Genomic DNA, 23,186 nt, shown 5'->3' on the forward strand with positions numbered 1-23,186 from the left:
TATCTTTGGCACAAAAAAGTACTTTGAAAGATATTCTCCTTATTACGCCTCCCTTCACGCAACTCAACACCCCCTACCCTGCTACGGCGTATTTGAAAGGCTTTTTGAACACGAAAAATATCAGCTCCTTCCAGCTTGACTTGGGAATTGAGGTGATTTTGGCACTTTTTTCTACGAAAACCCTGCCCTCTCTTTTTGAATTTGCCCAAAAGAACAATACCATCTCCTCTGAAAATGCCCAACGGATTTTTGCCCTCAGGGGGGAATACATCCAAACCATAGACGAAGTGATTGCTTTTTTGCAAGGGGAAAACCAGACGTTTGCTCGGCAAATTTGCTCCGAAAACTTCTTGCCTCAAGCTTCCCGCTTTGCCCAACTCGAAGACATGGAATGGGCTTTTGGCAACATGGGCATGCAGGACAAGGCAAAGCATCTTGCCACCTTGTACCTAGAAGATCTTTCCGATTTTATCATCGAATGTGTGGACGAGAACTTTGGGTTTAGCCGCTATGCGGAAAGGTTGGGGCGCAGTGCCAATTCCTTCGATGAGCTTTACGAGTACCTGCAAGGCGACCCGACCTACATCGACCAACTTACCTTGGCTCTGCTGGAAAAAAGCATGCAGGAACAACAGCCTAACTTGGCTTGCTTGTCCGTCCCTTTCCCAGGAAACTTATACAGTGCTTTTCGCTGTGCGCAGTTCATTAAAAAGCATTTTCCAAGTACCCAAATTTCCCTTGGCGGAGGTTTCCCCAACACCGAACTGCGTTCCATTTCCGACCCTCGAGTGTTTGAATTTTTCGATTTCATCACCCTCGACGATGGCGAGCTACCCATAGAACTGCTGCATGCTTTTGTGAAAAAAGAAATTGGGAAAGAGGAGCTAAAAAGAACGTTTTTGTTGGAAAATGAAGAAGTCGTTTACCACAATTCTTCCCAAAAAGCAGACTACAAGCAAAGCGAAGTCGGCACGCCCGATTACTCGGATTTGCCGCTCGATCGCTACATTTCGGTGATAGAAATAGCCAACCCTATGCACAGCTTGTGGAGCGATGGGCGATGGCTCAAACTCACCATGGCACACGGCTGCTACTGGGGGAAATGCACTTTTTGCGATGTTTCACTCGATTATATCCGCCTGTACGAACCGATAGCCGCAGGTATTTTGGCAGACCGAGTGGAAGAACTGATAGAACAAACAGGGGAACGGGGCTTCCATTTTGTGGACGAAGCCGCTCCGCCTGCGCTCATGCGGGCTTTTGCCTTGGAAATTATCCGCAGGAAACTGACCATCACTTGGTGGACAAACATCCGCTTCGAAAAAAACTTTTCGGCAGACCTTTGCCGCTTACTCAAAACCTCGGGCTGTATAGCGGTTTCGGGTGGGCTAGAAGTCGCTTCGGACAGGTTGCTTGCGCTGATAAAAAAGGGCGTGACCGTGGAGCAAGTCGCCCAAGTGACCCGCAACTTTACCAAGGCGGGGATTATGGCGCACGCCTACCTCATGTACGGCTACCCCACCCAAACCGAGCAGGAAACGGTAGATAGCCTAGAAATGGTGCGGCAGATGTTCGAGCTCGGCATTTTGCAATCGGGATTTTGGCACCAGTTTGCCCTCACCGCCCACAGCCCTGTGGGCATCAGCCCCTCCGACTTCGGGATTATCCCGCAGGAAAAGGAAATCAGCTTCGCCAACAACGACGTGGAATTTGAGGACTCGACGGGAATAGACCATGGCAAATTCAGCTTTGGACTCAAAAAATCGCTATTCAACTACATGCATGAGGTTTGTTTTGAATTTCCTTTGCAGGAATGGTTTGACTTCCGCATCCCCAAAACCACGGTGGAAAAGGACTTTATTGTAAATAGCCTAGAAAGCGAAGAGGATTTTCTCCTCAAACCAAATGCGAAAATTGCTTGGCTAGGCGGAAAGCCTGTGGTGCAAGAATTCACCAAAACGAAAAGGGGAAACTCGTGGCAAGTTCTCCAGCTCGACTTCCATTCCAAAACCGATTCCTTCAACATTTCGGTGGAAAAGGAAAAAGGCGAATGGTTGCTGGAAATGCTGGAAAAAACAAGCGTTGCAGGAGGGACACTCCTCACTTTTGAAACCCTAAAAAATTCTTTTGAAGCTGCCCTCGAAGAAGATTTCGAACCTTTCTGGTACTCCAAACCGATTTACACGCTGCGGGAAGCGGGGCTTTTGGTGCTTTAGAGGTTAGAAGTTGGAGACTGCAGGTTAGAGAAAAATGATTGAACTCTCGCTCCCCAAACCCGTCATTCTCAGCTTGACTGGGAATTTCCCTCCCGCATGCAGTAAGCAAGAGACCCTGAATCAAGTTCAGGATGACTCGTATATTTGGATGGGATGATGAAATTAAATATCAGAAATGACCGAACTCTCGCTCGGCTAGAGCCGAGCGGCATTAGAAAATTCCTGCCTGCGCGGGAATGACACGAATAGCCCCACAACTAGCAACCAACTATTCCTCGCCCTCTGGCTGTAACGCTTCTACTTTTCCCAATACCTGTTTTGCAAACTGCTCTGCTTCTCCGCCAAGGAACTTCACTTCTATGGGAAGGGCAAAAACGGGTAGTTCTTTTAGCATTTCCCCAAGCTCGCCATTTGCCAGTTTGGTCGCATCTTTTTCGGTGGTGATGACGGATACATATTCGCCCGCTTTTTCCACCGAAGCTTTTATTTTGTCAATAATTGCTGCGGTGTATGTGTGGTGATCGGGGTAGCGAAGGTGTTCCACCATTTCGAAGTGCTTGCCGATGTATTCTTCCAAATATTTTGTATTTGCAATGCCTGTAACTAGCACTATTTTTCTCGGGGTTTCGGTGGGAGCACCCAGCAACTGGACAGGTTTTCCATAATCGAAGCAGGTGAAATAAATAGGAATTTGAGAACTGATATAAGCTCTGATCTCTTTCTTAATCGCCAACATATCGTTGGGCAACAAATTGGTTGGGCACTTACTCACAATCACTATATCTGCTCTTTCCGCTCCTTTCCTGCTCTCTCTCAACCTTCCTGCCGGTAGCAGCAAGTCTTTATAAAATGGTCGGTTAAAGTCACTCAATAAAATATTCACTCCAGGTTTTACCTGCCTGTGTTGGTAGGCATCGTCCAGCAAAACGATGTCGGTTTCGGGTTCTTCCATCAGGATGGCAGGGATGCCGTAAAGGCGCTCTTCGCAAACCGTTACCAATACTTCTGATCCGTATTTTTGGAAAAACTGCATAGGCTCGTCGCCCAATTGTGTTGCCGAAATCCCCTCTTCGGCTACCACAAATCCTTTGGTTTTCCTACCGTATCCACGGCTAAGCGTAGCCAGCTTGAAGCTTGGTTTGAGCAGCCTTATCAGGTATTCGATGTGCGGAGTTTTGCCCGTGCCGCCTACGGTGAGGTTACCCACACTAATGGTAGGCAAATCGAAACTGACAGAGTTTTTCATACCAGAGTCATAAGTGCGGTTGCGCAACCAAGTGGCAAAATGATAGAGCAAAGAAAATGGATATAATAGGATTTTGGCAAACATCTGTGTAGTAATTGTTTCTTGTCCCACAAAAATACAATCTGTAGGGTAAGCCATGGCAGATAAACAAGAATATTCACAGAATTCAGCCTTATTTTATCCCAATACCTAATATTTATCTTTTTTTTAACAACCCACGCTTTACTTCTGTTAAATTTTTCAACAAACTTGCAGGAGAATAAAAGTATGCTTTTAACACAATTTGAACCATGAGAAAAAAAATTGCTATCACTATCGGAATCCTAGTGTTTCTTATTGCGAGCACACTATTTTTCCTCTCCGAAATAGCTCGGCAGGTAACCGTAAAAAATGGCAAGGAATGGATAGGAAGAAGGGTAGCAATCGACAATATTTCCCTCAACTACTGGGATGGCTCGGTAGAAGTGGCAGGTTTTACGCTCTTTGAAGCAGATGATTCTACTAACTTCATCAGCTTCGATACGCTTTTTATTGACACAGAACCGCTTAGATTTATCAGCAATGAAATAGTGGTGGAAAAGCTCTTGCTCAAAGGACTGAATACGAATATCATCATGTACGATTCTACATTCAACTTTGATGACCTGCTGGCTTTTCATCAAAAAGAAAAGGCCATGCCTAAAGATAGTACCCAATCTGAGCCACTCAAGTTCAAACTTTCCAACCTAGAACTGAGCGAAGCCCTCATCACCGCCAGAGATGAAGCGATAGGCAAGCAATTTGAAATGAGAAACCTTGCCTTTTTCATCCCATTTATAGGCTGGGACCAAACCCAAGCGAGTGAAGCAGGACTAAAATTCGATCTTAAAAATGGAGGTTTTGTACAGTCAACCCTTAATTTCAATCCAAATAAAGGAGATTTTTCGGCTAATATCATCCTCGAAAAACTTGACCTAACAGGCTACTCCGACTTTGTAAAGAAATACCTAGCATTTGGGGACTTTACTGGGCTTGCGAGCCTAAGCCTCAACCTCAATGGCAATATCAAAGCTCCTGAAAAAACGCTAATAAACGGAAAAGTAGGGTTTGAGGATTTTAAGCTAAAAGACTTCAATAATTATGAATTTACCAAGCTAGCAAAGCTGGATGTAAAGCTAAAAGAAATTGATTTGGACAAGATGCGCTTCATCGTAGATTCGGTTACACTCACTCAGCCCTACCTCTATTTTGAGATGTTCGATTCTACCAACAATTTGCAAGAATTTGTCCAGCAGATGGCAGGAAAAGCCAATAAAACTGCTGCTGACAGATCCTCTAATAAACCTGCTAAGAAAAATGAGTTGTATTATGCGGTGAACAATCTTTATATAAAAGAAGGCATCATCGATATTATAGACAAAAGAACAACCGACCCTTTTAATTATCATCTTAGCCAAATTTCTCTTGCTAGCGACACTATTACCAGCACATCTAACTGGGTGGAAGCCAATGCAAATATGCTCCTCAATGAGCGGGGGAAATTGGTCGCGATGGTTGGGGCAGACCCGACCAACCCTATGGAACTCCTGCTGGACTACACCATCACCGATTTCATGCTCAGCGACCTCAACATTTACTCCAAATACTACATGGGTTTTCCGATTTTGTATGGAGATATGTACTACAAAGCTCGGACTGAAATCCGTTCGGGAGTCCTTACCAGTGAAAATAAATTGGTGATTCATAATGTTGAACTGGGCAGTAAATCGAAGGGCTTGTACGACCTTCCTATGAAGTTTGCCCTCTTCCTGCTCAAAGATAAGGACGGAGTGATCACCTTAGACGTACCCGTGAGAGGTGACCTGAATGACCCGAAAGTGCGGGTGGGAAAAATAGTTTGGAACACGTTTAAGAACCTGATTGTAAAAACTGCTGCCGCACCTGTAAAACTGCTTTCAGGCTTTTTGGGCACCGACCCTAAAAATATCAAAAGCATTGAGTATTCGTACCTCGATACTGCCTTTACCAATCAAAAACAAAAGCAGTTGGACCTCTTACTCGACCTCGAACAAAAGAAACCTGAGTTGGAAATTGAATTGGTCTATTTCAACGATATAGAAAAAGAAAAAGAGCAAATTGCTGTGTGGGAAATGGAAAAACGCTTTGCCGAAAAGAAAAAGAAAGACCCGAAAAAGGACAAAGAAGATTTTGAAAAATTTGTAAGAAAGCAAGCCAAATCGGATACGCTAGAAATTATGGATGCCAGCCTCCTATTAATAGCTCCTGAAATATTGGACTCCGTAGCCCTCGACCTTCAAACCCTACGCAGCCAGCAGCTAGAAACGTACCTTAAAGCCCAAAATGATTCTACCGAAATAGCCGTGCACCTTTCCAAACCAAACGCACCCAAAAACCTAGGCAGCGGTCCTATTTTTGAGGTGAAATACGGAATGAAAGAAGAGTTGTTAGAAAGTGGAAAAAGGGAGGAGTAGTCTTTGTTGCTTTTTAATTCCGAAGCGTTAAAAGCTGTTAAACAGGGGCAAAGCACTAAGGTGATGTGAACCAATTTTTTAGATGTTGGTTGAATTATCATACTGAAGTTGCTTAAGGTTTTTATTTGCAAGTGAAAATGGAAGTGTTTTGCCTTAGATAATCGGGACGCCGACCGGGCACTTTTCGAAGGGAATAGCAGAGCTATTGACGAGGAAAGTAACGAAATATAAGGTAAAACAAGCCATTTGTAACGTAAAGAAATAGCCTTAAACAACTTCACAAACCCAAAACCACAACTCTATGGCCAACATCATTTTCCCCAAACCTTGGGAACAAAACGGACTGAAACCCACCGAAGAAAGCACCTATAACAACCGCAGGCAAATTATAAAAAAACTAGGCTTAGCGAGCATTGGCGTGATGGCTTCCCCTATGCTCCTTGCCAACTGCACAGGCAAAAAACCAGCTGGCGAGGTTGCGGCAACAGCTCAAAAAGCACTTCAGGACAATAACTTTACCTTCCCCGGCATGCTGGACCTGTACCCTGCAAAACGCAACGAAAGGTACAAAATAGAGCGCCCGCTTACCGAAGAATACGATGCTACGCACTACAACAATTTTTATGAATTCATACACCCTAAGGACTCTAATATTTACAATGTATATAAATATGTAGATGATTTTGATACGAGGGATTGGTCGTTTGAGGTGAAAGGGATGGCGAAAAACACAGGGAAATATGACTTGGCTGACATCATGAAAAAAATCCAACTGGAGGAACGAACCTACCGCTTCCGCTGTGTGGAGCGCTGGTCGATGAATGTCCCTTGGACAGGTTTTTCTTTGGCTTCCCTCATCAAAATGCTAGAGCCAGACAGCAAAGCCAAGTACATCCGGATGAGAAGCCATTCGGACAAAAACCAAATGCCTGGGGTGAAAAACCAACCGTGGTATCCGTGGCCGTATTTTGAAGGATTGAAAATAGAAGAAGCAATGAACGAGTTGGCTTTTATGGCAACAGGCTTATACGGCAAGCCGCTTCCCAAGCAAAATGGTGCGCCTATGCGCTTGGTAGTACCTTGGAAATATGGCTACAAAAACATAAAATCGGTAGTGGAACTGGAGTTTACTGACAAAGAGCCCGAAACCTTTTGGCACAAACTTCAGCCAGCCGAGTATCCATTTATCTCCAATGTGAACCCAGAAGTGCCACACCCTAGGTGGTCGCAGGCAAGGGAAAAATCCATTCCCGACGGCGACTGGCGACCTACTTCCAAATACAACGGCTATGGCGAGTTTGTGGCGAAATTGTATGAGTAGGGAACGTACGAAGTATAAAAACTTTGAACAATCTCCCTTTCTAGCTGTTAACATTATAAATACTTCACCTAATACCTTAGCTTTTTTTCAACTAAATAGTGTAGGTGAAGTACTTTCTCCTTTTTTATTTCCTGAAATGAAAGAATCTTAAACTTATTCAGGGTTTTCCAAATCATTTCTTCTGAAAATTCCGTACTTTCAATTGTAACTATTTTTCAACTATAACACATTAGACGATGAACAATAACTCAAAGATATTTTTAGCTGCACTAGCAGGAGCTGCCTTGGGCGTGATAGGCGGAATCTTAGTTGCACCGGCAAGTGGCAAAGAAACCATAGAAGACCTACTAGATAGAGCAGATGATCTGAAAGACGAATTGGAAGACATTGCTGACAAAAGTAAAAAACAAGTGAACGACTTTGGAGACAAAGTTGCCCAAAACATCTCTGAAGCAATCAAAACTGCCAGCGAAACCATCGCTAAAGAGAAAAAAGCATAATCCACCAATTGCAAGAAACACAAAAGCCTGTCCTCTTAAAAGGGACAGGCTTTCACATTTCTATTTATTTTACCTTTACTTTCCAAACTCCGTCGAATTCAATCGTTTCTCATCGGGGCGAGCTTTTTCCATCACCAAGTCTTTAAGCGCTTGCACCCATAATGGGTGATCGTTGAGACTTTCTACCAACTGCAATTTCTCTCCGCCGTGCTCTTCAAAAATTTCTTTGTATTCCTCCCCAATTTCAATCACCGTTTCTAGGCAATCTGCGGTAAAGGCTGGGCTAAAGACTAACATTTTCTTCGCGCCTGTTTTTGCTTTTTCCTCCACTACCTTATCTGAAAAAGGCTGAACCCAAGGGTCGCTACCCAAGCGGGACTGGAACGCTACTGAATATTTTTCAGGTGGAATACCCAAACGCTGGGCAAGCAAACGAGTAGTTTCATAACAAGTCGCTTTGTAGCAGAAATGGTTCTCGTCGTTCACCTCATGCTCACAATCCCTGTCCGAGCAAAGTCCATCCTCATACACCTTATCTAGCTGGCGCTCAGGTAATCCATGATAACTAAACAACACATGGTCATATTCCTCGTGCGGGTATTGCTTTCCACGTTCTACAAACGCATTGATGTAGCCCTCATGGTTGAAATACTGGCTTACCGTGCTTATTTCAGGGATTACCCACCATTTACTGATGATTTCCATCGCCTTTTGCAATGCCGAACCTGTGCTCGAAGAAGCATAATGGGGGAAAAGTGGTAGCAAAATAATCTTCTTCAAGTTCATCTTTTTCATCTCACCCAGCACCACTTCCATCGAGGGTTTTTTATAACGCATGGCATAATCTACATGGAATTCATCACCCAACTCTCCCTGAAGCTTTTCCGCTACCGATTTTGTGTAAATCAACAAAGGAGATCCTTCCTCTGTCCAGAGTTCTTGGTAAATCTTAGCCGATTTTGGCGCTCTAAAAGGAACGATAATGAGGTTGACCAGCAAAGCCCTCGCCAGTGGAGCGATATCGATCACCCTTGGATCATTCAAAAATTGAAAAAGATAACTTCTTACATCGTTGGTGGAAGGACTGTCAGGTGTCCCCAAATTGATAAGCAATACTCCCGTTTTCCCGTTTTTCATTGTTTTTCTGGAGGCGAAATACATTACGCCTCTATATTTTTTTCTATTTCAATCTATTTCCTCGACGCATGCGATGCGTCTCTATAGTATTCTGTATTCTTGTTTGCCTTCTCTACAATTCTAATCTTTAGGTTGCAAACTTACTTAGCCTAACCAAATAAATCAGCGATGTTCTTATAATGAATTCTTATCTATCTATAACCTTTTAGGTAAAAGGTTGATATTGAAAGACAAAATCTTAAATCCTTCTTTTGCTGTAGGATGATTTTCAATGTGAAAGCCTTAACTTTGCAGCTCTTTAGAAAATCACTGAGAAGACATTCATAAAAATATTAGTATATGGAACTGATAGATGGAAAAAAGGTTTCCGGAGAAATAAAGGAAGAAATTGCTGCTGAGGTGAAAGAAATGTTGTCTGCTGGTAAGCGTGCCCCACATTTGGCAGCGATATTGGTTGGCAACGACGGTGGTAGCCAAACGTACGTAAAACACAAAATGAAAGCCTGCGAACAAGTAGGATTCCGTTCTACGTTGGTTCGCTACGACGATGATGTTACCGAAGAAGAGCTTATGGCAAAGATCGACGAGATGAACAAGGACGAAGAGTTGGACGGGTTCATTGTACAGCTTCCTTTGCCTAAGCATATCGACGAAACTAAAGTTACCGAAGCGATTGATCCTAAGAAAGATGTGGACGGCTTCCATCCAAACAACTTAGGAAAAATGCTGTTGGGCATTCCTTCGTATTTGCCTGCAACTCCTTACGGAATCATCCAATTACTGGAAAGGTACAACATTGAAACGGAAGGCAAAAAATGCGTGATAGTAGGAAGAAGCCACATCGTGGGAACACCTATGACTATTTTGATGAGCCGAAAAGCCAAGCCTGGCAACTGCACCGTGACCATGGCGCACAGCCGCACGGCAGATTTGGCTGCGGAAACCCGCCAAGCGGATATTTTGGTAGCAGCGCTGGGCAAGCCCGAGTTCATTACCAAAGACATGGTGAAGGAAGGAGCAGTAGTGATAGACGTGGGAACTACTCGTGTGAAAGACGATACCAAAAAGTCTGGCTTTGCCCTCAAAGGCGATGTAAAGTTTGATGAGGTTTCTCCCAAGTGTAGCTACATCACGCCAGTACCGGGCGGCGTTGGCCCCATGACCGTAGTAACCTTAATTAAAAACACCTTGCTGGCTTCTAAATTAGCCCAAGCATAATTTGCATAAATGACTGAAGAAACAACGATAGTGAAACAAGAGGAGTTGGTAGCCAAAGGGCTGCATTTGCCTGTGATGGAAGCCTTTTATACCATCCAAGGGGAAGGCTGTTTTCAGGGAAATGCCGCCTATTTTATCCGCCTAGCGGGTTGCGATGTGGGCTGCGTATGGTGCGACGTGAAGGAATCGTGGGACGCTGATTTGCATCCTGTGAAAAGTGTGGAGGAAATTGTAGCGGAAGCGGCAAAGCATCCGGCTAGGTTGGCAATCATTACAGGCGGTGAGCCTTTGATGTATGACCTTACCGAGCTTACCAAAGCATTGAAAAAAGAGGGCTTTCGCATCCATATTGAAACCTCTGGGGCGCATCCGCTTTCGGGGCAGCTCGACTGGGTTACTTTCTCTCCCAAGAAATTCAAAAAGCCATTGAAGGAAGTTTGCAAGCAGGCAAGCGAATTGAAAATCATTGTGTTCAACAAATCGGACTTTGCTTGGGCTAAAGAACATGCTGCCCTTGTGGGCGAAAAATGCAGACTCTTCCTCCAGCCCGAATGGAGCAAAACCCAGCAGATGATGCCGCTCATAGTCGAGTTTGTGAAGGAAAACCCCAACTGGCAAGTTTCCCTGCAAACGCATAAGTTTATGGATATTCCGTAAATTATTATCCCAAAAGAGCCAGAGATGTCATATCTCTGGCTCTTTTGGGTTTCCCCACATTAGTTTTATTTACTCGCTCCGCAAGCATTTGGTTGGATTTACGCTGGCGGCTTTGTAGGCTTGCAAGCCTACAGTTATCCAAGCAATGAAAAGGGCGAGCAATCCTGCACTGGCGAAGTACCATATTTCCATATCTATCCGGTAAGCGAAGCGCTCCAGCCACGTATTGACGATGAAAAAACTAATGGGGATAGCGAGTACAATAGAAGCCAACACCATTCGGGTGAAATCTTTGGAGAGCAATAAAACGATGTTGCTTACGCTTGAGCCCAATACTTTGCGTATTCCAATTTCCTTGAGTCTCCGTTCGGCAGTGAAGGCTGCCAAACCGTAAAGCCCGAGGCATGAGATAAGAATTGCCAAAGCGGCAAAGTACCTTGATAGCACGGCGACCCTTAGCTCGGCATTGTACTGCTCTTCGAAGCTTTTATCTAAAAAATGGTAGTCGAAGGTAAATCCGGCATTATAGGACTGATAGAAATCGGTAAGCTCGGCAATCGTATTTTTCTCTTCCCCTTTCGCTATTCTAGCCATCACATTCCATGTCATGTCTGGGTCTAGCCTGAAAAACAAAGGGTTTACATTTTCATGAAAAGATTGGAAATGGAAATCTTTTACCACACCTACTATTTCCATATCGTATTCATCCCAAAGGCGGATGGTCTTACCTATTGGATCTTCCAAGCCCATAATCTTGATAGCCGTTTCATTGAAAATAATTTTGCTGGTATCGGAAATATTTCCATCCATAAAGCTCCGACCTTCTACCATTTCTAGTTTCAAAGTCTCTATCATTCCGTAGTTCAAGCGAACATTTTCAAACAAAATCAAATCATCTGGGTCTTTTCCATCCCAGTTGAGCCCACTGGTATTATTTTGCCTCCCTACCAAGTTGTGACCGATGCTCGAGGCCGCCACTACTCCAGGAACCTTCCTCATTTCTGTCAAAAATGTTTCTAGGTTTTTCTCCACCGCTCCATTTATTTCGAAGTAAATAATATTCTCTTTGTCGTAGCCCAAGTTTTTGTTTTGGACAAATTCAATCTGCTTGAAGATGACAACTACCGATACAATGAGGATAATAGAAAGTGTGAATTGGAAGATCACCAAGCCCCGCCTTGCCCACAATTCTCCCAAAGAGCTTTTCACTTCGCCTTTCAGCACTTTTATAGGTCGGAAACCTGACAAATAGAGCGCAGGGTAGCTTCCTGATACCAAGCCTGTAATAAGAGTGATGGACAGCAGGGCCAAAAGCAGTTGGGAATCGAAGGCAAATTCAATTTGCTTATCGGTAATTCCATTGAACTGAGGCAAAAGAATAAACACGATGATGAGCGCTACAAGAAGTGATAAAATGGCAATCAGCATTGACTCGGCTAAAAACTGGGTAATAAGCGAGCCTCGTTTAGCTCCAAGTGCTTTTTTCACTCCCACTTCTTTTATTCGCCTCGAAGCCCTTGCGGTGGAAAGGTTCATAAAGTTAATGCAGGCAATGAGCAAAATAAAGCCAGCAATAACGGAAAATATCTGGATATATTCAATTCTTCCACCAGCTTGTACCCCATTTTCGTACCTGCTATACAAATAGCGATCTGTATAGGGAGCAAAAAACAGCGTCACATTACTTTCTTCATTTTTCCCTTTTATATATTCAGCTACTTTCTCATTTAGTGCTGCTACGTCTGTGTCTTCGTGTAGTATCAGATAAGTTTTAGGTCCATTGTTCCCCCAGCTCAATACCCAATCGTTATCGTCTTTGTATTCTTCGAAATTCAATACGAAATCGAACTGTTCGGAAGACGTAGTTGGAACATTTTCAAACACGCCCGAAACCATAAAGCTCTTTTCGTGCTGGAACTCGACCATTTTCCCTATCACATCCTCAGTTGTTCCAAACAAGTTATTTGCCAGCTCTTCGGAGATCACCATTGACATTTTATCTGCCAATACTTTGTCCGGATCGCCATGGATAAGCGGATAGGAGAAAATATTGAAGTAATCTTTTCCCACATGATATCCTTCAGCTTTTACATTATGGTCTTTGATAGAAAGCGTATATGGGCTCACCCAAGTAGTAGTTGCGGCATATTCTACTTCTGGGATTTCTTCTGCTATGGTTTCCGCCAAAATACCTGGTGTAGAAGAAGTTGTCATAATCTCTTCTGCATATTGCTGATGCTCCATCGCTCGATAGAGCCTATCGCTTTTTTGGTGGAACTGATCTTTTTTCAGTTCATCATTTACCCAAAGGTAGATAAACAGCGTACAGGCGATCCCCGTGGTAAGACCTATGAGATTGATGAAAAAAGAAACTTTGTGCTTTTTAAAATTTCGAAAAGCGAGTAAGAGGCTGTGGTTAAACATGGAGGTTTGGTTCTAATAAAAAAACAAGAAAGCTAGTCGAAAAAGCTTGTTGTAATGGAAATGGGTGGTGAAAGGGAAAAACAGAAAAGGTTTTGTAAGCTATACTTAAAAAGTATCAAATGGTTACACCTCTTCTTTCAGTCTTTTATTAAATAAATAAACGGATTCTCAATCTTAAAGGACAGGGGTTTGTGATAAGCGGTTGCTTATAGAGCAAAAAATCATAAAAAAAGCCCAACTTTTAGGAAAGTTGGGCTACAAAAAAATATTGAGCTATTTAAGGTCTTGAAAAATCAACCTTCAGATTCATGGTTATAACCCTAATTTTTTCTTTCCAATATTATGCCCTTTGAAACCAAAGAAGGCTAAGTAGATATAACAGAAAACTGGGACGAAAAAGGAAGCTTGCTCCCCAATAGCTTTCATATCTGCCAAAGCACCTTGCAGAGGAGGAATAAGCGCTCCTCCTAAAATCATCATAACCAATAGTGAGCTACCTTGGCTTTTGTACTTTCCTAAACCTTCAATGGATAGTGTGAAAATATTAGACCACATTACAGAATTAAACAAGCCGATGCCTATCACTGACCAGAATGCTAAACTTGAGTCGGTAAAGATAGTGAGTATCAACAGTACAATATTGATACTGGCGAAAATCCCAAGGGTTCTACCTGCCATCGATTTTCCAATAACAAATGCAGCCAAGTTTGCTGCTATTAAAATAAAAAATGGTGCAACAGAAGAAAGACTGAGTTCTTGCCCGCTTTTTACATATGCGGCAAAATAAATTACAGCAAAAGCAGCTATTGACACTCCCAACATCAGCATAAATTTCTTTATGCCCTGCTCCATCTGGCTAAGAGAAATTGCTCCTAAAAATCTGCCAATCATAGCTCCACCCCAATAAAATGCTAAGAAAATATCTCCTTCGCTTTTATCGAGCCCCATTATATTATCCAGTTCAAAAAAATTGATGAGCATGCTACCTATAGTAACCTCACCTCCTACATACATGAAAATAGCAATCATACCCAATACCAAATGCGGATATTTGAAAGCTCCTGCCCCACCTTCTATTTTTTCATCGTTGCTAAAGCTTGGAAGAGGTGTGATCCAAATAATTCCCGCTAGTAGCAAAAATACCGCAGAGAATACTAGGTAAGGAATTTTTACCGACTCGGCAGTTAATTCGCCATCGACGGCAAAATATTGAAAGACTAAATAACCACCTATCAGTGGGGCGATGGTAGTTCCGAAAGAATTGAAGCCTTGGGAAAGGTTCAACCTACTAGGGGCACTTTCTTCTGAGCCTAAAATAGATACATAAGGGTTTGCGGCAATCTGTAAAAGAGTAAATCCTATTCCTAAAAAGAACAAAGCACTCAAGAAATAGCCATACACCTTGTATTCAGCTGCTGGATAAAATAAGGCACAACTAACACATGAAATTAAAAGCCCTGCAATTATTCCATTTTTGTACCCTATTTTGGTAATAGGGTCTCCAAAAGTTGCGGAAATAATGAAATAAATAAGTGAGCCTATAAAATAAGCTCCAAAAAAGGCAAACTGGACCAGCATAGCCTGCAAGTATGTCAGCTCAAAAACTTCTTTTAAATAGGGAATGAGAATATCGTTCATACAAGTAAGAAATCCCCACATAAAAAATAGGGAAGTCAGTACAATGAGCGGTGTGGTGTAATTAGGTCTATTTCCATCTTCAAATTGTACAGCAGCATTTTCTGCTCCTGATATTGGGGCTCCTCCAGCCATAGTTTTTACTTTATTTTGGTTATTAAAAAAAATAGTTTGACCTACACAGTTCAGCTGAACCATGAAAGCGCCTAGTAAATATGGCAGATACACAAGCTGAGCAAATATAAAGTAAAAAACAGAAGGAGGGGTATTCAGAAGCTAGGGGAGCAAAAAAATATCAGGCAATATTCTCTTGGCCCGCAAGTGTTTGCAAAAAGGGTATAACTTGAATTTTGTTATGCAAAGGTTTTACCGCAGATGGAAGTTGAAGGAGTAAAAAAAACAGGTGAGTTGGAAAAAGGATTGTAAAAGAATAAAACTAATATAAAAACGTACAGATATTACCTATTGTTGGTAAGATACCTGCACGCCAACTTGTGTAACACCCACCTCATTTTGTGGCTGTAATGGTTGGGAATCTGATTTTAACCTCTCAACACTGCCTCCAAAAGAGGAAAGCAACATAAGAACAGCTAAAACAGCAAATAAAAAAGGCAAACAAGGAAGTTTTTGTACTAGTTGAGAAAGCATATTAAGATTTTTTGTGTTAAAGTTCATTAATAGACACGTTCGTTTAGCTTGAAACGCTGCACTCAAGTTTAGAAAAGTTTGAGATTTATTTTTTATTCAAGCATCAAAGCTCAATTTTGTCAAAAAACAATAAATGATGATAGTAAGTATGATATATAGAGTGGTAGTATATGCCAAAAGGTATTAATCAAAAAATATACTAGATGTCTGTTTGCTATTATGGAAACTTATTTGAATCCGAATAATTGTATAGCAATTACAATTAATTTTTGATAGTAGTATGCTTCTCATTTTCGAGAGCAAATATATGACCTTTTGATGGAAATAAGATTAAAAAGTTCTAATATTGGCGGATAATTCAATGAAACTTAACCTAACACCGAGGATTCAACCCGAATGAGTCAACAAGGAAAAAAAATTGCTATTATAGGATTAGGCTATGTTGGGCTGCCTTTAGCTGTCGAACTGGCAAAAAAGTACGAGGTACTTGGCTTCGATATAAAACAAGACAGGATAACTGAGTTAGAAAAAGGAGAAGACAGCACTTTAGAAGTTAGTGTTGAAGAGCTAGAAGAAATAGCTGGCAAAATTAACTTCACCTCCAAAAAGGAAGACCTAGCAGAAGCTCAAATTTATATAGTAACTGTCCCTACCCCTATTGACTCCCATAAAAAACCTGATTTAACCCCACTTATAAAAGCAAGTGAAACTGTTGGGTCGGTTTTAAGCAATGGAGATATCGTCATTTATGAATCTACCGTGTACCCTGGCTGTACGGAAGAAGAATGTGTGCCCGTATTAGAAAAGTTCAGTGGATTGAAATTTAATCAAGACTTTTTCTGTGGTTATTCCCCTGAAAGAATCAATCCTGGGGATAAACTTAGGCGGATTCATAATATCAAGAAAGTTACAAGTGGAAGTACCCCAGAAATAGCCGAAGAAATTGATGCTCTTTATAGGAGCATCGTTACCGTCGGAACCCATAAAGCATCTTGTATAAAAGTTGCCGAAGCTGCAAAAGTTATTGAGAATGCTCAACGCGACCTAAACATCGCTTTCGTAAACGAGCTAGCTTTGATCTTTGAAAGAGTAGGCATTGATACAACTGAAGTTTTGGAAGCTGCAGGAACAAAATGGAACTTCTTGCCCTTCAGGCCAGGCTTGGTTGGTGGTCATTGTATAGGTGTTGATCCTTATTACTTAACATACAAAGCAGAAAGCCTTGGTTACAACCCGCAAGTTATCCTCTCAGGTAGGCGGATCAATGACAACATGGGCATGTACATTGCCAATAGGATAGTGAAGTTGATGAGCCGCAAAGGTAGTCAAATAAACGGGGCAAATGCGCTGGTTCTTGGCGTCACCTTTAAGGAAAATTGCCCCGATATAAGAAACTCAAAAGTAATTGATATAATCTCCGAACTTCAGAGCTTCGGTATAAATGTAGATACATACGACCCACATGCTAGTGAGGCTGAGGTAAAAGAAGAGTATGGTATAAGTTTGACCCAAACTTTGGAAAAGAAATACGATGCCGTTATACTTGCCGTTTCTCATAGTTCGTTTGAAGAACTTAACTTATCTTCCATCCAAAATCCTAGCTCAGTTATTTTTGATGTAAAGGGCTTTTTGAGTAAGGGTGAGGCTGATGGGAGGTTGTAGAGAAGAGGTTATTTTCAGTTGTAAAAAAGGCAGGTAGGGCATGAGTCTCAAAGAGAGTTTTTTTAAAAATTTACTGACAGTTAGCTTTTTTGCTTATTTAGCCCAAGCATTTAATTACCTAGCTTCTATATTTATTTTTAGGATTATTACACCAGATGAATATGGTGTGGTTTCTATGATTGTCGTTTTTTCTGGGTTTATAGCCATCTTTTCAGATGCAGGCTTTTCTTTTTCTGTTATTAGAGGAAATTATAATCTCAAATTTCTTAATAAACTGTCAGGAGCAACAGTGATTTTTGGTCTACTTCTATCATTATTACTGGTAAGCATGGCAAAACCAATCTCTTGGTTTTATAATAGCCCTGAATTATTCTTGCCAACTATTTGCCTAGCCAGTACATTTTTTTTACAATCATTTTCTATTATCCCCAAAGCAAAGCTTCAGAAAGAAGAAGAGTTCAAAGCTATAGGCATAGCCACTGTGGCTATGCAGTTATCCAACTCATCTACTCAATTAGCATTAGCACTTTCTGGCTTTTCTTTTTGGGCATTTATCTGGGGACCAATAGTTGGATATATAGTACAAGCCATTGTATACTATAGAAAAACAAGACTCTCTATTAATATTACGTCATTGCAAGAGCTCAAAAAAACCTATACAGAGGTAAAGTCTTTAGTTGGCAATGTCAGTGGGTTCAATATGATTAATTATTGGGCTAGAAATAGTGACTATATGATGATAGGAAAGCTTTATGACAAAGCTACTTTGGGAGTATATAGAAATGCCTATTTTTTATTGATGTTACCAATCAATTTTGTAGGAATGGTTATCAATCAAGTATTCTTACCTACAATACAGAAAGCTGTTAATAGTTCGAGACAAAAATTTGAAAAAGAGTATATATACTTAGAAGGATCACTGTTCCTTTTTGCATTGCCGTTGACAATAATTTTTATAACACTCCCCAAAGAATTAGTTCAACTTATCTGGGGGAACAACTGGATAGCAGTCGCAGAATACCTGCCATACTTTGGTGTATTATGCTTCACACAAACTTCACTTAATCCTATAGGAATAGGCTATATCGTACTGAAAAAAGAACATGAGCTACTCAAAATTGGAGGAATTAATGCAATTATATTAATTATAGCTATAATCAGCGGAGCTATTATATCCACAGAAAGCTTAGTATTTTATTATTCAATTGCTTCAACAATTATTGTTAGCCCAATATTCATATATTTTGCCTTTATAAAAGCATTCAAATTTAATTTAAACAAAGTACTAAAAAATTGGATTCCAAAGATAGTACTCTGCTTTAGTATGCTCATCTGTATACACTTTGATTTTCAAAGTGTAATCTATTTATTATTATTGCTATTAACCATGATTACAGTTGTTACTGAATTCAATAAAATTTCTTGGGTTGTAAAATATATCATAAGGATAAAAAAATAGATATTCACTTTGTTAAATATAAAATAAGATTAAAACCTAAAATGAAACAAATTATCAGAATAACTATCCAAAAAATTAGGCAAGCTATCCTAAAAACTACTGGATTAACAGTTTACAGAAACCTACCTATAGGAATTGAGCCTTTAAGAGATCTTAAAAGTGATTTTAAAAATTATCAATTTCACACGTTCTTCGATGTTGGAGCAAATGTAGGACAAACAGCACTTCACTTTAAAAGACTTTATCCAAAATCTGTAATTTGGTGTTTTGAGCCAGTAAAAAAAACATATGAGGTCCTAAAATCAAATACAGCTAATAAACATATTAAATGCCACCAAATAGCTTTAGGAGCTAAAGCTATGACGCAGGACATCGAAGTACATAAAGATAATATTGATTCAACAATGAATAGCCTAATCAATCCAACTAGATTTGATAATAAACAGACAAAAAATGAATCAATTCAAGTTCAAACTTTAGATTTGTTTTGCAATGAAAAGTCAATTAGTTCAATTGATTATCTAAAAATTGATACAGAAGGTTATGATTTAGAGGTTTTAAAAGGAGGAGTTCAAAACTTGACTAAACAAAGTATATCATTTATTGAAGTAGAAGTAAGTATGAACCCAGAAAATACATACCATGTAAATTTTATAGAAGTAAAAAATTACTTAGAGAGATTTGACTATAGAATCTACGGAATATACGACCAAGTACATGAATGGCAAACACTAAAACCTATTCTTAGACGAGCAAATATCCTTTTTGTAGCTAAAAGAACTTATGATTTGTATAAAATTAAACTTTAACGAAACTATACCCCACACTGTACTATCAAACACATTGACTATCAATAACCTAAACCACAGATAATACTCCAAAAGGAATAAAGAGATTGTTAAATTATATTTTTTGAATATCCATGATGTTCTATTTTCAAGATTGGGAATACTTTGCCATAAAGAGTCACAAAAAGTCCAGTGTGAAAACCAACTTATTTGAAATAAACTAAACTTAGCATGTATTATATTAATAACTCTATTGCCAATGAAGCCATTAGTTAGCATAATCATCCCCGTTTTTAATGTTGATCAATATCTAGCTGAATGCCTTGAGTCAGTATGCAATCAAACATTGAGAGATATTGAAATAATTATCATTGATGATGGATCAACAGACAATAGCCCTAACATCATTAAATGTTTTAGACAAGAAGACGATAGAATTATTTTTCACTCCCAGGAAAACCAAGGACAAGGAATTGCAAGAAATTGGGGGATAGAAAATGCTAATGGAAAATATCTGGGATTTGTTGATTCTGATGATAGCATATCTCTAGATATGTATGAAAAGATGTATCAAAAAGCGGAAGCATTTAAAATAGATATTATTCAATGCGAATACAAGTTAACCAAAAAAGAAGATTTAATCATCGATGGAGGCGAAAAAGCAATTGAATTAAGTGCAAATGCTGAAATTTTTGTTTCATTTTGGTCAAAATTATACAAACGAAGCATTTTTATAAATAATCACATAAGGTTTCCTCTTTCGCCTCCCAAAATGAAACATCAAGACTTTGCTGTAGCTATTCAACCTTTATTTTTTGCAAAAAAAATATATTTGTTGAGAGAAAGGTTATATTTTTATCGAGAGAATAGATTTGGTTCAGTTATGAATACAATTTCTGAAGACCATTTAATTCATTTAGAAATAGCTTTGAATATTAACAAGTCATTTCTTGAGAAACACTCGGCATCAGATACTTGTCTACTTTATTATTCGAAAATTTATTTTTCACACTCTATTAGTAGGTTAAAATCCATAATAGAAAATATGAGACCATTTGATAAAAATAAAAAAGCACTTATTGAGCTTTGGATTAAGACTTTTAGGTCAAGTATTTTCTTTCAACAAGGGAAACAATATAATAAGAATATAACGATAAGCATTGTTATATTTTTAATTGATTGTTACAATTTGCAGCCAAAATTCACCATACTAACTCTAACTTTAGTACACCATATACTCAAATTTAAAAAAGACATATCACAAATGAATACAAAAATATCGTTTTAAGTAGCTCTACAGAAAACCAGCAAGGCAAAACATTCTTGTAGGGAATCGACTCACTTTGTTGTAAATGATATACTTTTGTATTCCTACAAAAAGTATACTTAAAACTATAATCTACCTTAAACTCAAGTTAATCTGGTCGATAATTATCCAACAGTAGCATATTAAAACAGTTTTTTTCTAATCTAAAAATTATGCAAAAAGTTGACGTCTCAATAATCGCAGCAAACTATAACAATGGTGCATATTTAGATGATTTTTTTGAAAGCATTAAAACATCATCTGTTGAGCCAAATGAAATAATAATTGTTGATGATGGCTCTACAGATGATTCATTATCTAAACTTAAAGAAAAGGAAGAACAATTTCCAAATCTTATTATTATACCTTTAAAAAAGAATATTGGATTTGCCAACGCGCTAAATGTTGGTATAAAACACTCTCAATCGGAGTTTATACTAAGAGTAGATCCAGATGATGTAATATTTCAAGATAGAATTAAAATCCAACATGCATTTTTAACTCAAAATAAAAATATTTCGGTTGTTGGCTCAAATGCAACATATTTCGCTAAAAGTAAGGAGCTTTTTAATACAAACTTCCCCAATAAATTTGAAACTATCAAGAAAAGGTATATTAAGGGCGAACATGGAATACTACATGGAACAGTCATGATCAGAAGAGATGCTATGAAAAAATATCAATATCGACAAGAGTTTGTTCCAGCTGAAGATTATGGCTTATTTGGAAGAATGATTGCCGATGGTCATATATTTGCCAATATAAATCAACCATTAACAGGTGTAAGAATACATGAAAACAGTGTTTCTAATGACCTCCCTTATAATACAATAAAAACGACTTTCGTACTCAGAGATAAAATATTTAATACTAAATCGAAGAAAATATTGATATACTGTACATATTTAAATCTCAAATTTTATAGGAAGTTCCTATTTAAAAAGCAAAACATAATAAAATATCTTTTTTTAATATTATCAATAACATTCCGACCAGACAAAGTTTTCAGAAGAATTTTCAACCGATAAAATGATTCATTTTAAAACACAAACTAATGTTGCTACTTTTATTTTCGGTTATGTTTTAATATTTTTTTTTATAGACTGTATTATAAATTATTTTATACATATACCTGTTTTGGTAATATCATACATGGGTGTATTACCTCTAGTATTAATTTTTAGTATAAAATATGATCATGATACTCTTATTTCAATTACAGCACTTACTATAATAGTTATTCTATCAAGCTACAGATACGGTATTAAAATTGAAGATACAGAGTTTATACATATAATTATTTATATATGCATCATTACAATTTATTCTAAAAACATAACTCACATCGAAAACTATGTACACCTTATTTTTTTTGTATCATTTTTCCTTTTCAGTTTTTCATTCATTGGAATTAATCAAGGAGGGTTATCTTCAACTTTAGATGCAAAAGTTTCTTTAAATGATGTTGAATATATTCGTGCTTATAATAACGGACTATTTAGAATACCGCAGATCGCCACATATTTTTTTGGATATATTGGTTTAGTTTACCTACAAATCTTTTTTCTTAAGAGAAAAAAAAGATTTGTAGGTTTATCAATAATATCAATTTTTCTGAGTCTATCTACAGGTTCAAGAACTTTAGTAGTATCTTTTCTTTTATCATTTTTACTCTATCACACTAAACTAACAATAAGAAAGCTTTTAATTGTTACTATATTTATAATTTTAACAATTACTTTAATTATTAAAATAGATTTTTTTCTCGAGCAGACAAAAGGCACTTTTATTTTTCAATACTTTTCATTTATTTATAGCATAAAGAACAACTTTATTAATATATCTAGAATTCAAATATGGAGTTCGTGGCTTTTAGAAGTAAAAGAGTTTTCTTTATTAGACTGGATGACTGGAAGAGCTTTCCATCTATCACATGATGTGAATCAAGAAAGGTTAAACTATAAGATATGGTTTCATAATGACTACCTTAGTATTTTTTATTCTTACGGTATATTTATATTACTTTTTTATATTCTTTTTTATATAAAAATTTATTTTAAATTTAAACGTCTAATAAAAGAAAATATAGTATTATTCATCTTTTTTGTATCTATTCCATTTTGTGCATTCTTTAATGGTTTTTATTATTACTTAACCCCAATACTTTTGTATTTACTTTTTTATCTCATTAAAATTGTATCAGATTACCGTCGTTCTATAACATGAAGTGGTAGCAATAGCCTTCTATTAATAAGGAAATGGCTATAAAAAAATATTAGACTAGGGCTTCATTAAAAGTTATCACGAAGATATATCCTTCTTGAGCTCTTAGCATAGAGATATCAAAGGAGTAATAAAGATTAAACTCCAGATTTGACTATGCTACGCTCTAAAACTGAAGTGTATTTTTTGCTTTTCTAGTTATATATAGCCCTATTTGTGATAATCTCTATTATCAGGTGTTTATAATCCAACCTAAAATGTCAAATATTTCTTTA

At 38.6% G+C, this 23,186-nt stretch carries 17 protein-coding genes; 12 read left to right on the plus strand and 5 right to left on the minus strand.

Going from position 1 to position 23,186, the window contains the following annotated elements; translation table 11 throughout:
* Positions 1-23 precede the first annotated feature (23 nt).
* On the plus strand, positions 24-2,216 hold the full coding sequence (locus R9C00_22720; protein ID WPO34518.1) for a radical SAM protein: 2,193 nt from the start codon (positions 24-26) through the stop codon (positions 2,214-2,216).
* Positions 2,217-2,484: 268 nt separating this feature from the next.
* On the opposite strand, the gene lpxK is transcribed toward R9C00_22720, so the two are convergent.
* On the minus strand, positions 2,485-3,573 hold the full coding sequence (gene lpxK / locus R9C00_22725) for a tetraacyldisaccharide 4'-kinase (protein WPO34519.1): 1,089 nt from the start codon (positions 3,571-3,573) through the stop codon (positions 2,485-2,487).
* 179 nt (positions 3,574-3,752) lie between these two features.
* Here lpxK and R9C00_22730 point away from each other — a divergent pair, with 179 nt between their 5' ends.
* The 3 genes from R9C00_22730 (at position 3,753) to R9C00_22740 (ending at position 7,754) form a co-directional block, all read left to right on the plus strand.
* Entirely contained in the window at positions 3,753-5,933 is a 2,181-nt protein-coding gene (locus R9C00_22730; protein WPO34520.1) for a DUF748 domain-containing protein, read from the plus strand.
* Positions 5,934-6,234: 301 nt separating this feature from the next.
* Positions 6,235-7,254: a protein-methionine-sulfoxide reductase catalytic subunit MsrP gene (gene msrP / locus R9C00_22735; protein ID WPO34521.1), complete on the plus strand. Its 1,020-nt coding sequence runs from the start codon at positions 6,235-6,237 to the stop codon at positions 7,252-7,254.
* Positions 7,255-7,490: 236 nt separating this feature from the next.
* Positions 7,491-7,754: a YtxH domain-containing protein gene (locus tag R9C00_22740; protein WPO34522.1), complete on the plus strand. Its 264-nt coding sequence runs from the start codon at positions 7,491-7,493 to the stop codon at positions 7,752-7,754.
* Positions 7,755-7,829: 75 nt separating this feature from the next.
* On the opposite strand, the gene hemH is transcribed toward R9C00_22740, so the two are convergent.
* Positions 7,830-8,891: a ferrochelatase gene (hemH, locus tag R9C00_22745; protein ID WPO34523.1), complete on the minus strand. Its 1,062-nt coding sequence runs from the start codon at positions 8,889-8,891 to the stop codon at positions 7,830-7,832.
* Between the two features lie 339 nt (positions 8,892-9,230).
* Here hemH and folD point away from each other — a divergent pair, with 339 nt between their 5' ends.
* Positions 9,231-10,109: a bifunctional methylenetetrahydrofolate dehydrogenase/methenyltetrahydrofolate cyclohydrolase FolD gene (folD, locus tag R9C00_22750; protein WPO34524.1), complete on the plus strand. Its 879-nt coding sequence runs from the start codon at positions 9,231-9,233 to the stop codon at positions 10,107-10,109.
* A 9-nt stretch (positions 10,110-10,118) separates the two neighbouring features.
* Positions 10,119-10,766, plus strand: a complete 648-nt coding sequence (locus R9C00_22755; GenBank protein ID WPO34525.1) for a 7-carboxy-7-deazaguanine synthase QueE — start codon at positions 10,119-10,121, stop codon at positions 10,764-10,766.
* 69 nt (positions 10,767-10,835) lie between these two features.
* Here the strand turns inward: R9C00_22755 and R9C00_22760 are convergent, their stop codons facing one another.
* The 3 genes from R9C00_22760 to R9C00_22770 form a co-directional block, all read right to left on the minus strand.
* A complete protein-coding gene (locus tag R9C00_22760) occupies positions 10,836-13,190 on the minus strand; it encodes an ABC transporter permease (GenBank protein WPO34526.1) in 2,355 nt (784 codons plus the stop codon).
* Between the two features lie 312 nt (positions 13,191-13,502).
* Entirely contained in the window at positions 13,503-14,960 is a 1,458-nt protein-coding gene (locus R9C00_22765; protein WPO34527.1) for a sugar MFS transporter, read from the minus strand.
* A 327-nt stretch (positions 14,961-15,287) separates the two neighbouring features.
* Positions 15,288-15,500, minus strand: coding sequence for a hypothetical protein (locus R9C00_22770; protein ID WPO34528.1), 213 nt, complete (start codon positions 15,498-15,500; stop codon positions 15,288-15,290).
* 369 nt (positions 15,501-15,869) lie between these two features.
* On the opposite strand from R9C00_22770, the gene R9C00_22775 reads away from it, so the two are divergent.
* From R9C00_22775 to R9C00_22800, 6 genes are all read left to right on the plus strand, one after another.
* A complete protein-coding gene (locus tag R9C00_22775) occupies positions 15,870-17,135 on the plus strand; it encodes a nucleotide sugar dehydrogenase (GenBank protein ID WPO34529.1) in 1,266 nt (421 codons plus the stop codon).
* A 40-nt stretch (positions 17,136-17,175) separates the two neighbouring features.
* Positions 17,176-18,594, plus strand: coding sequence for an oligosaccharide flippase family protein (locus R9C00_22780; GenBank protein ID WPO34530.1), 1,419 nt, complete (start codon positions 17,176-17,178; stop codon positions 18,592-18,594).
* 41 nt (positions 18,595-18,635) lie between these two features.
* Positions 18,636-19,403: an FkbM family methyltransferase gene (locus tag R9C00_22785; GenBank protein ID WPO34531.1), complete on the plus strand. Its 768-nt coding sequence runs from the start codon at positions 18,636-18,638 to the stop codon at positions 19,401-19,403.
* A 238-nt stretch (positions 19,404-19,641) separates the two neighbouring features.
* Positions 19,642-20,670: a glycosyltransferase gene (locus tag R9C00_22790; protein ID WPO34532.1), complete on the plus strand. Its 1,029-nt coding sequence runs from the start codon at positions 19,642-19,644 to the stop codon at positions 20,668-20,670.
* A gap of 191 nt (positions 20,671-20,861) precedes the next feature.
* Complete coding sequence (locus tag R9C00_22795; GenBank protein WPO34533.1) at positions 20,862-21,716, plus strand: glycosyltransferase; 855 nt, start codon at positions 20,862-20,864, stop codon at positions 21,714-21,716.
* 1 nt (position 21,717) lies between these two features.
* A complete protein-coding gene (locus R9C00_22800; protein WPO34534.1) occupies positions 21,718-22,914 on the plus strand; it encodes a hypothetical protein in 1,197 nt (398 codons plus the stop codon).
* Positions 22,915-23,186 lie beyond the last annotated feature (272 nt).

It is taken from the genome of Flammeovirgaceae bacterium SG7u.111, from assembly GCA_034044135.1.
Taxonomy (GTDB): domain Bacteria; phylum Bacteroidota; class Bacteroidia; order Cytophagales; family Flammeovirgaceae.

Bases quoted from the DNA above. Each gene is read 5' to 3' on its own strand.
- R9C00_22730 (WPO34520.1), top strand. From the start codon at position 3,753: ATGAGAAAAAAAATTGCTATCACTATCGGAATCCTAGTGTTTCTTATT.
- msrP (WPO34521.1), top strand. From the start codon at position 6,235: ATGGCCAACATCATTTTCCCCAAACCTTGGGAACAAAACGGACTGAAA.
- R9C00_22740 (WPO34522.1), top strand. From the start codon at position 7,491: ATGAACAATAACTCAAAGATATTTTTAGCTGCACTAGCAGGAGCTGCC.
- hemH (WPO34523.1), bottom strand. From the start codon at position 8,891: ATGAAAAACGGGAAAACGGGAGTATTGCTTATCAATTTGGGGACACCT.
- folD (WPO34524.1), top strand. From the start codon at position 9,231: ATGGAACTGATAGATGGAAAAAAGGTTTCCGGAGAAATAAAGGAAGAA.
- R9C00_22755 (WPO34525.1), top strand. From the start codon at position 10,119: ATGACTGAAGAAACAACGATAGTGAAACAAGAGGAGTTGGTAGCCAAA.
- R9C00_22760 (WPO34526.1), bottom strand. From the start codon at position 13,190: ATGTTTAACCACAGCCTCTTACTCGCTTTTCGAAATTTTAAAAAGCAC.
- R9C00_22765 (WPO34527.1), bottom strand. From the start codon at position 14,960: ATGGCTGGAGGAGCCCCAATATCAGGAGCAGAAAATGCTGCTGTACAA.
- R9C00_22770 (WPO34528.1), bottom strand. From the start codon at position 15,500: ATGAACTTTAACACAAAAAATCTTAATATGCTTTCTCAACTAGTACAA.
- R9C00_22775 (WPO34529.1), top strand. From the start codon at position 15,870: ATGAGTCAACAAGGAAAAAAAATTGCTATTATAGGATTAGGCTATGTT.
- R9C00_22780 (WPO34530.1), top strand. From the start codon at position 17,176: ATGAGTCTCAAAGAGAGTTTTTTTAAAAATTTACTGACAGTTAGCTTT.
- R9C00_22785 (WPO34531.1), top strand. From the start codon at position 18,636: ATGAAACAAATTATCAGAATAACTATCCAAAAAATTAGGCAAGCTATC.
- R9C00_22790 (WPO34532.1), top strand. From the start codon at position 19,642: ATGAAGCCATTAGTTAGCATAATCATCCCCGTTTTTAATGTTGATCAA.
- R9C00_22795 (WPO34533.1), top strand. From the start codon at position 20,862: ATGCAAAAAGTTGACGTCTCAATAATCGCAGCAAACTATAACAATGGT.
- R9C00_22800 (WPO34534.1), top strand. From the start codon at position 21,718: ATGATTCATTTTAAAACACAAACTAATGTTGCTACTTTTATTTTCGGT.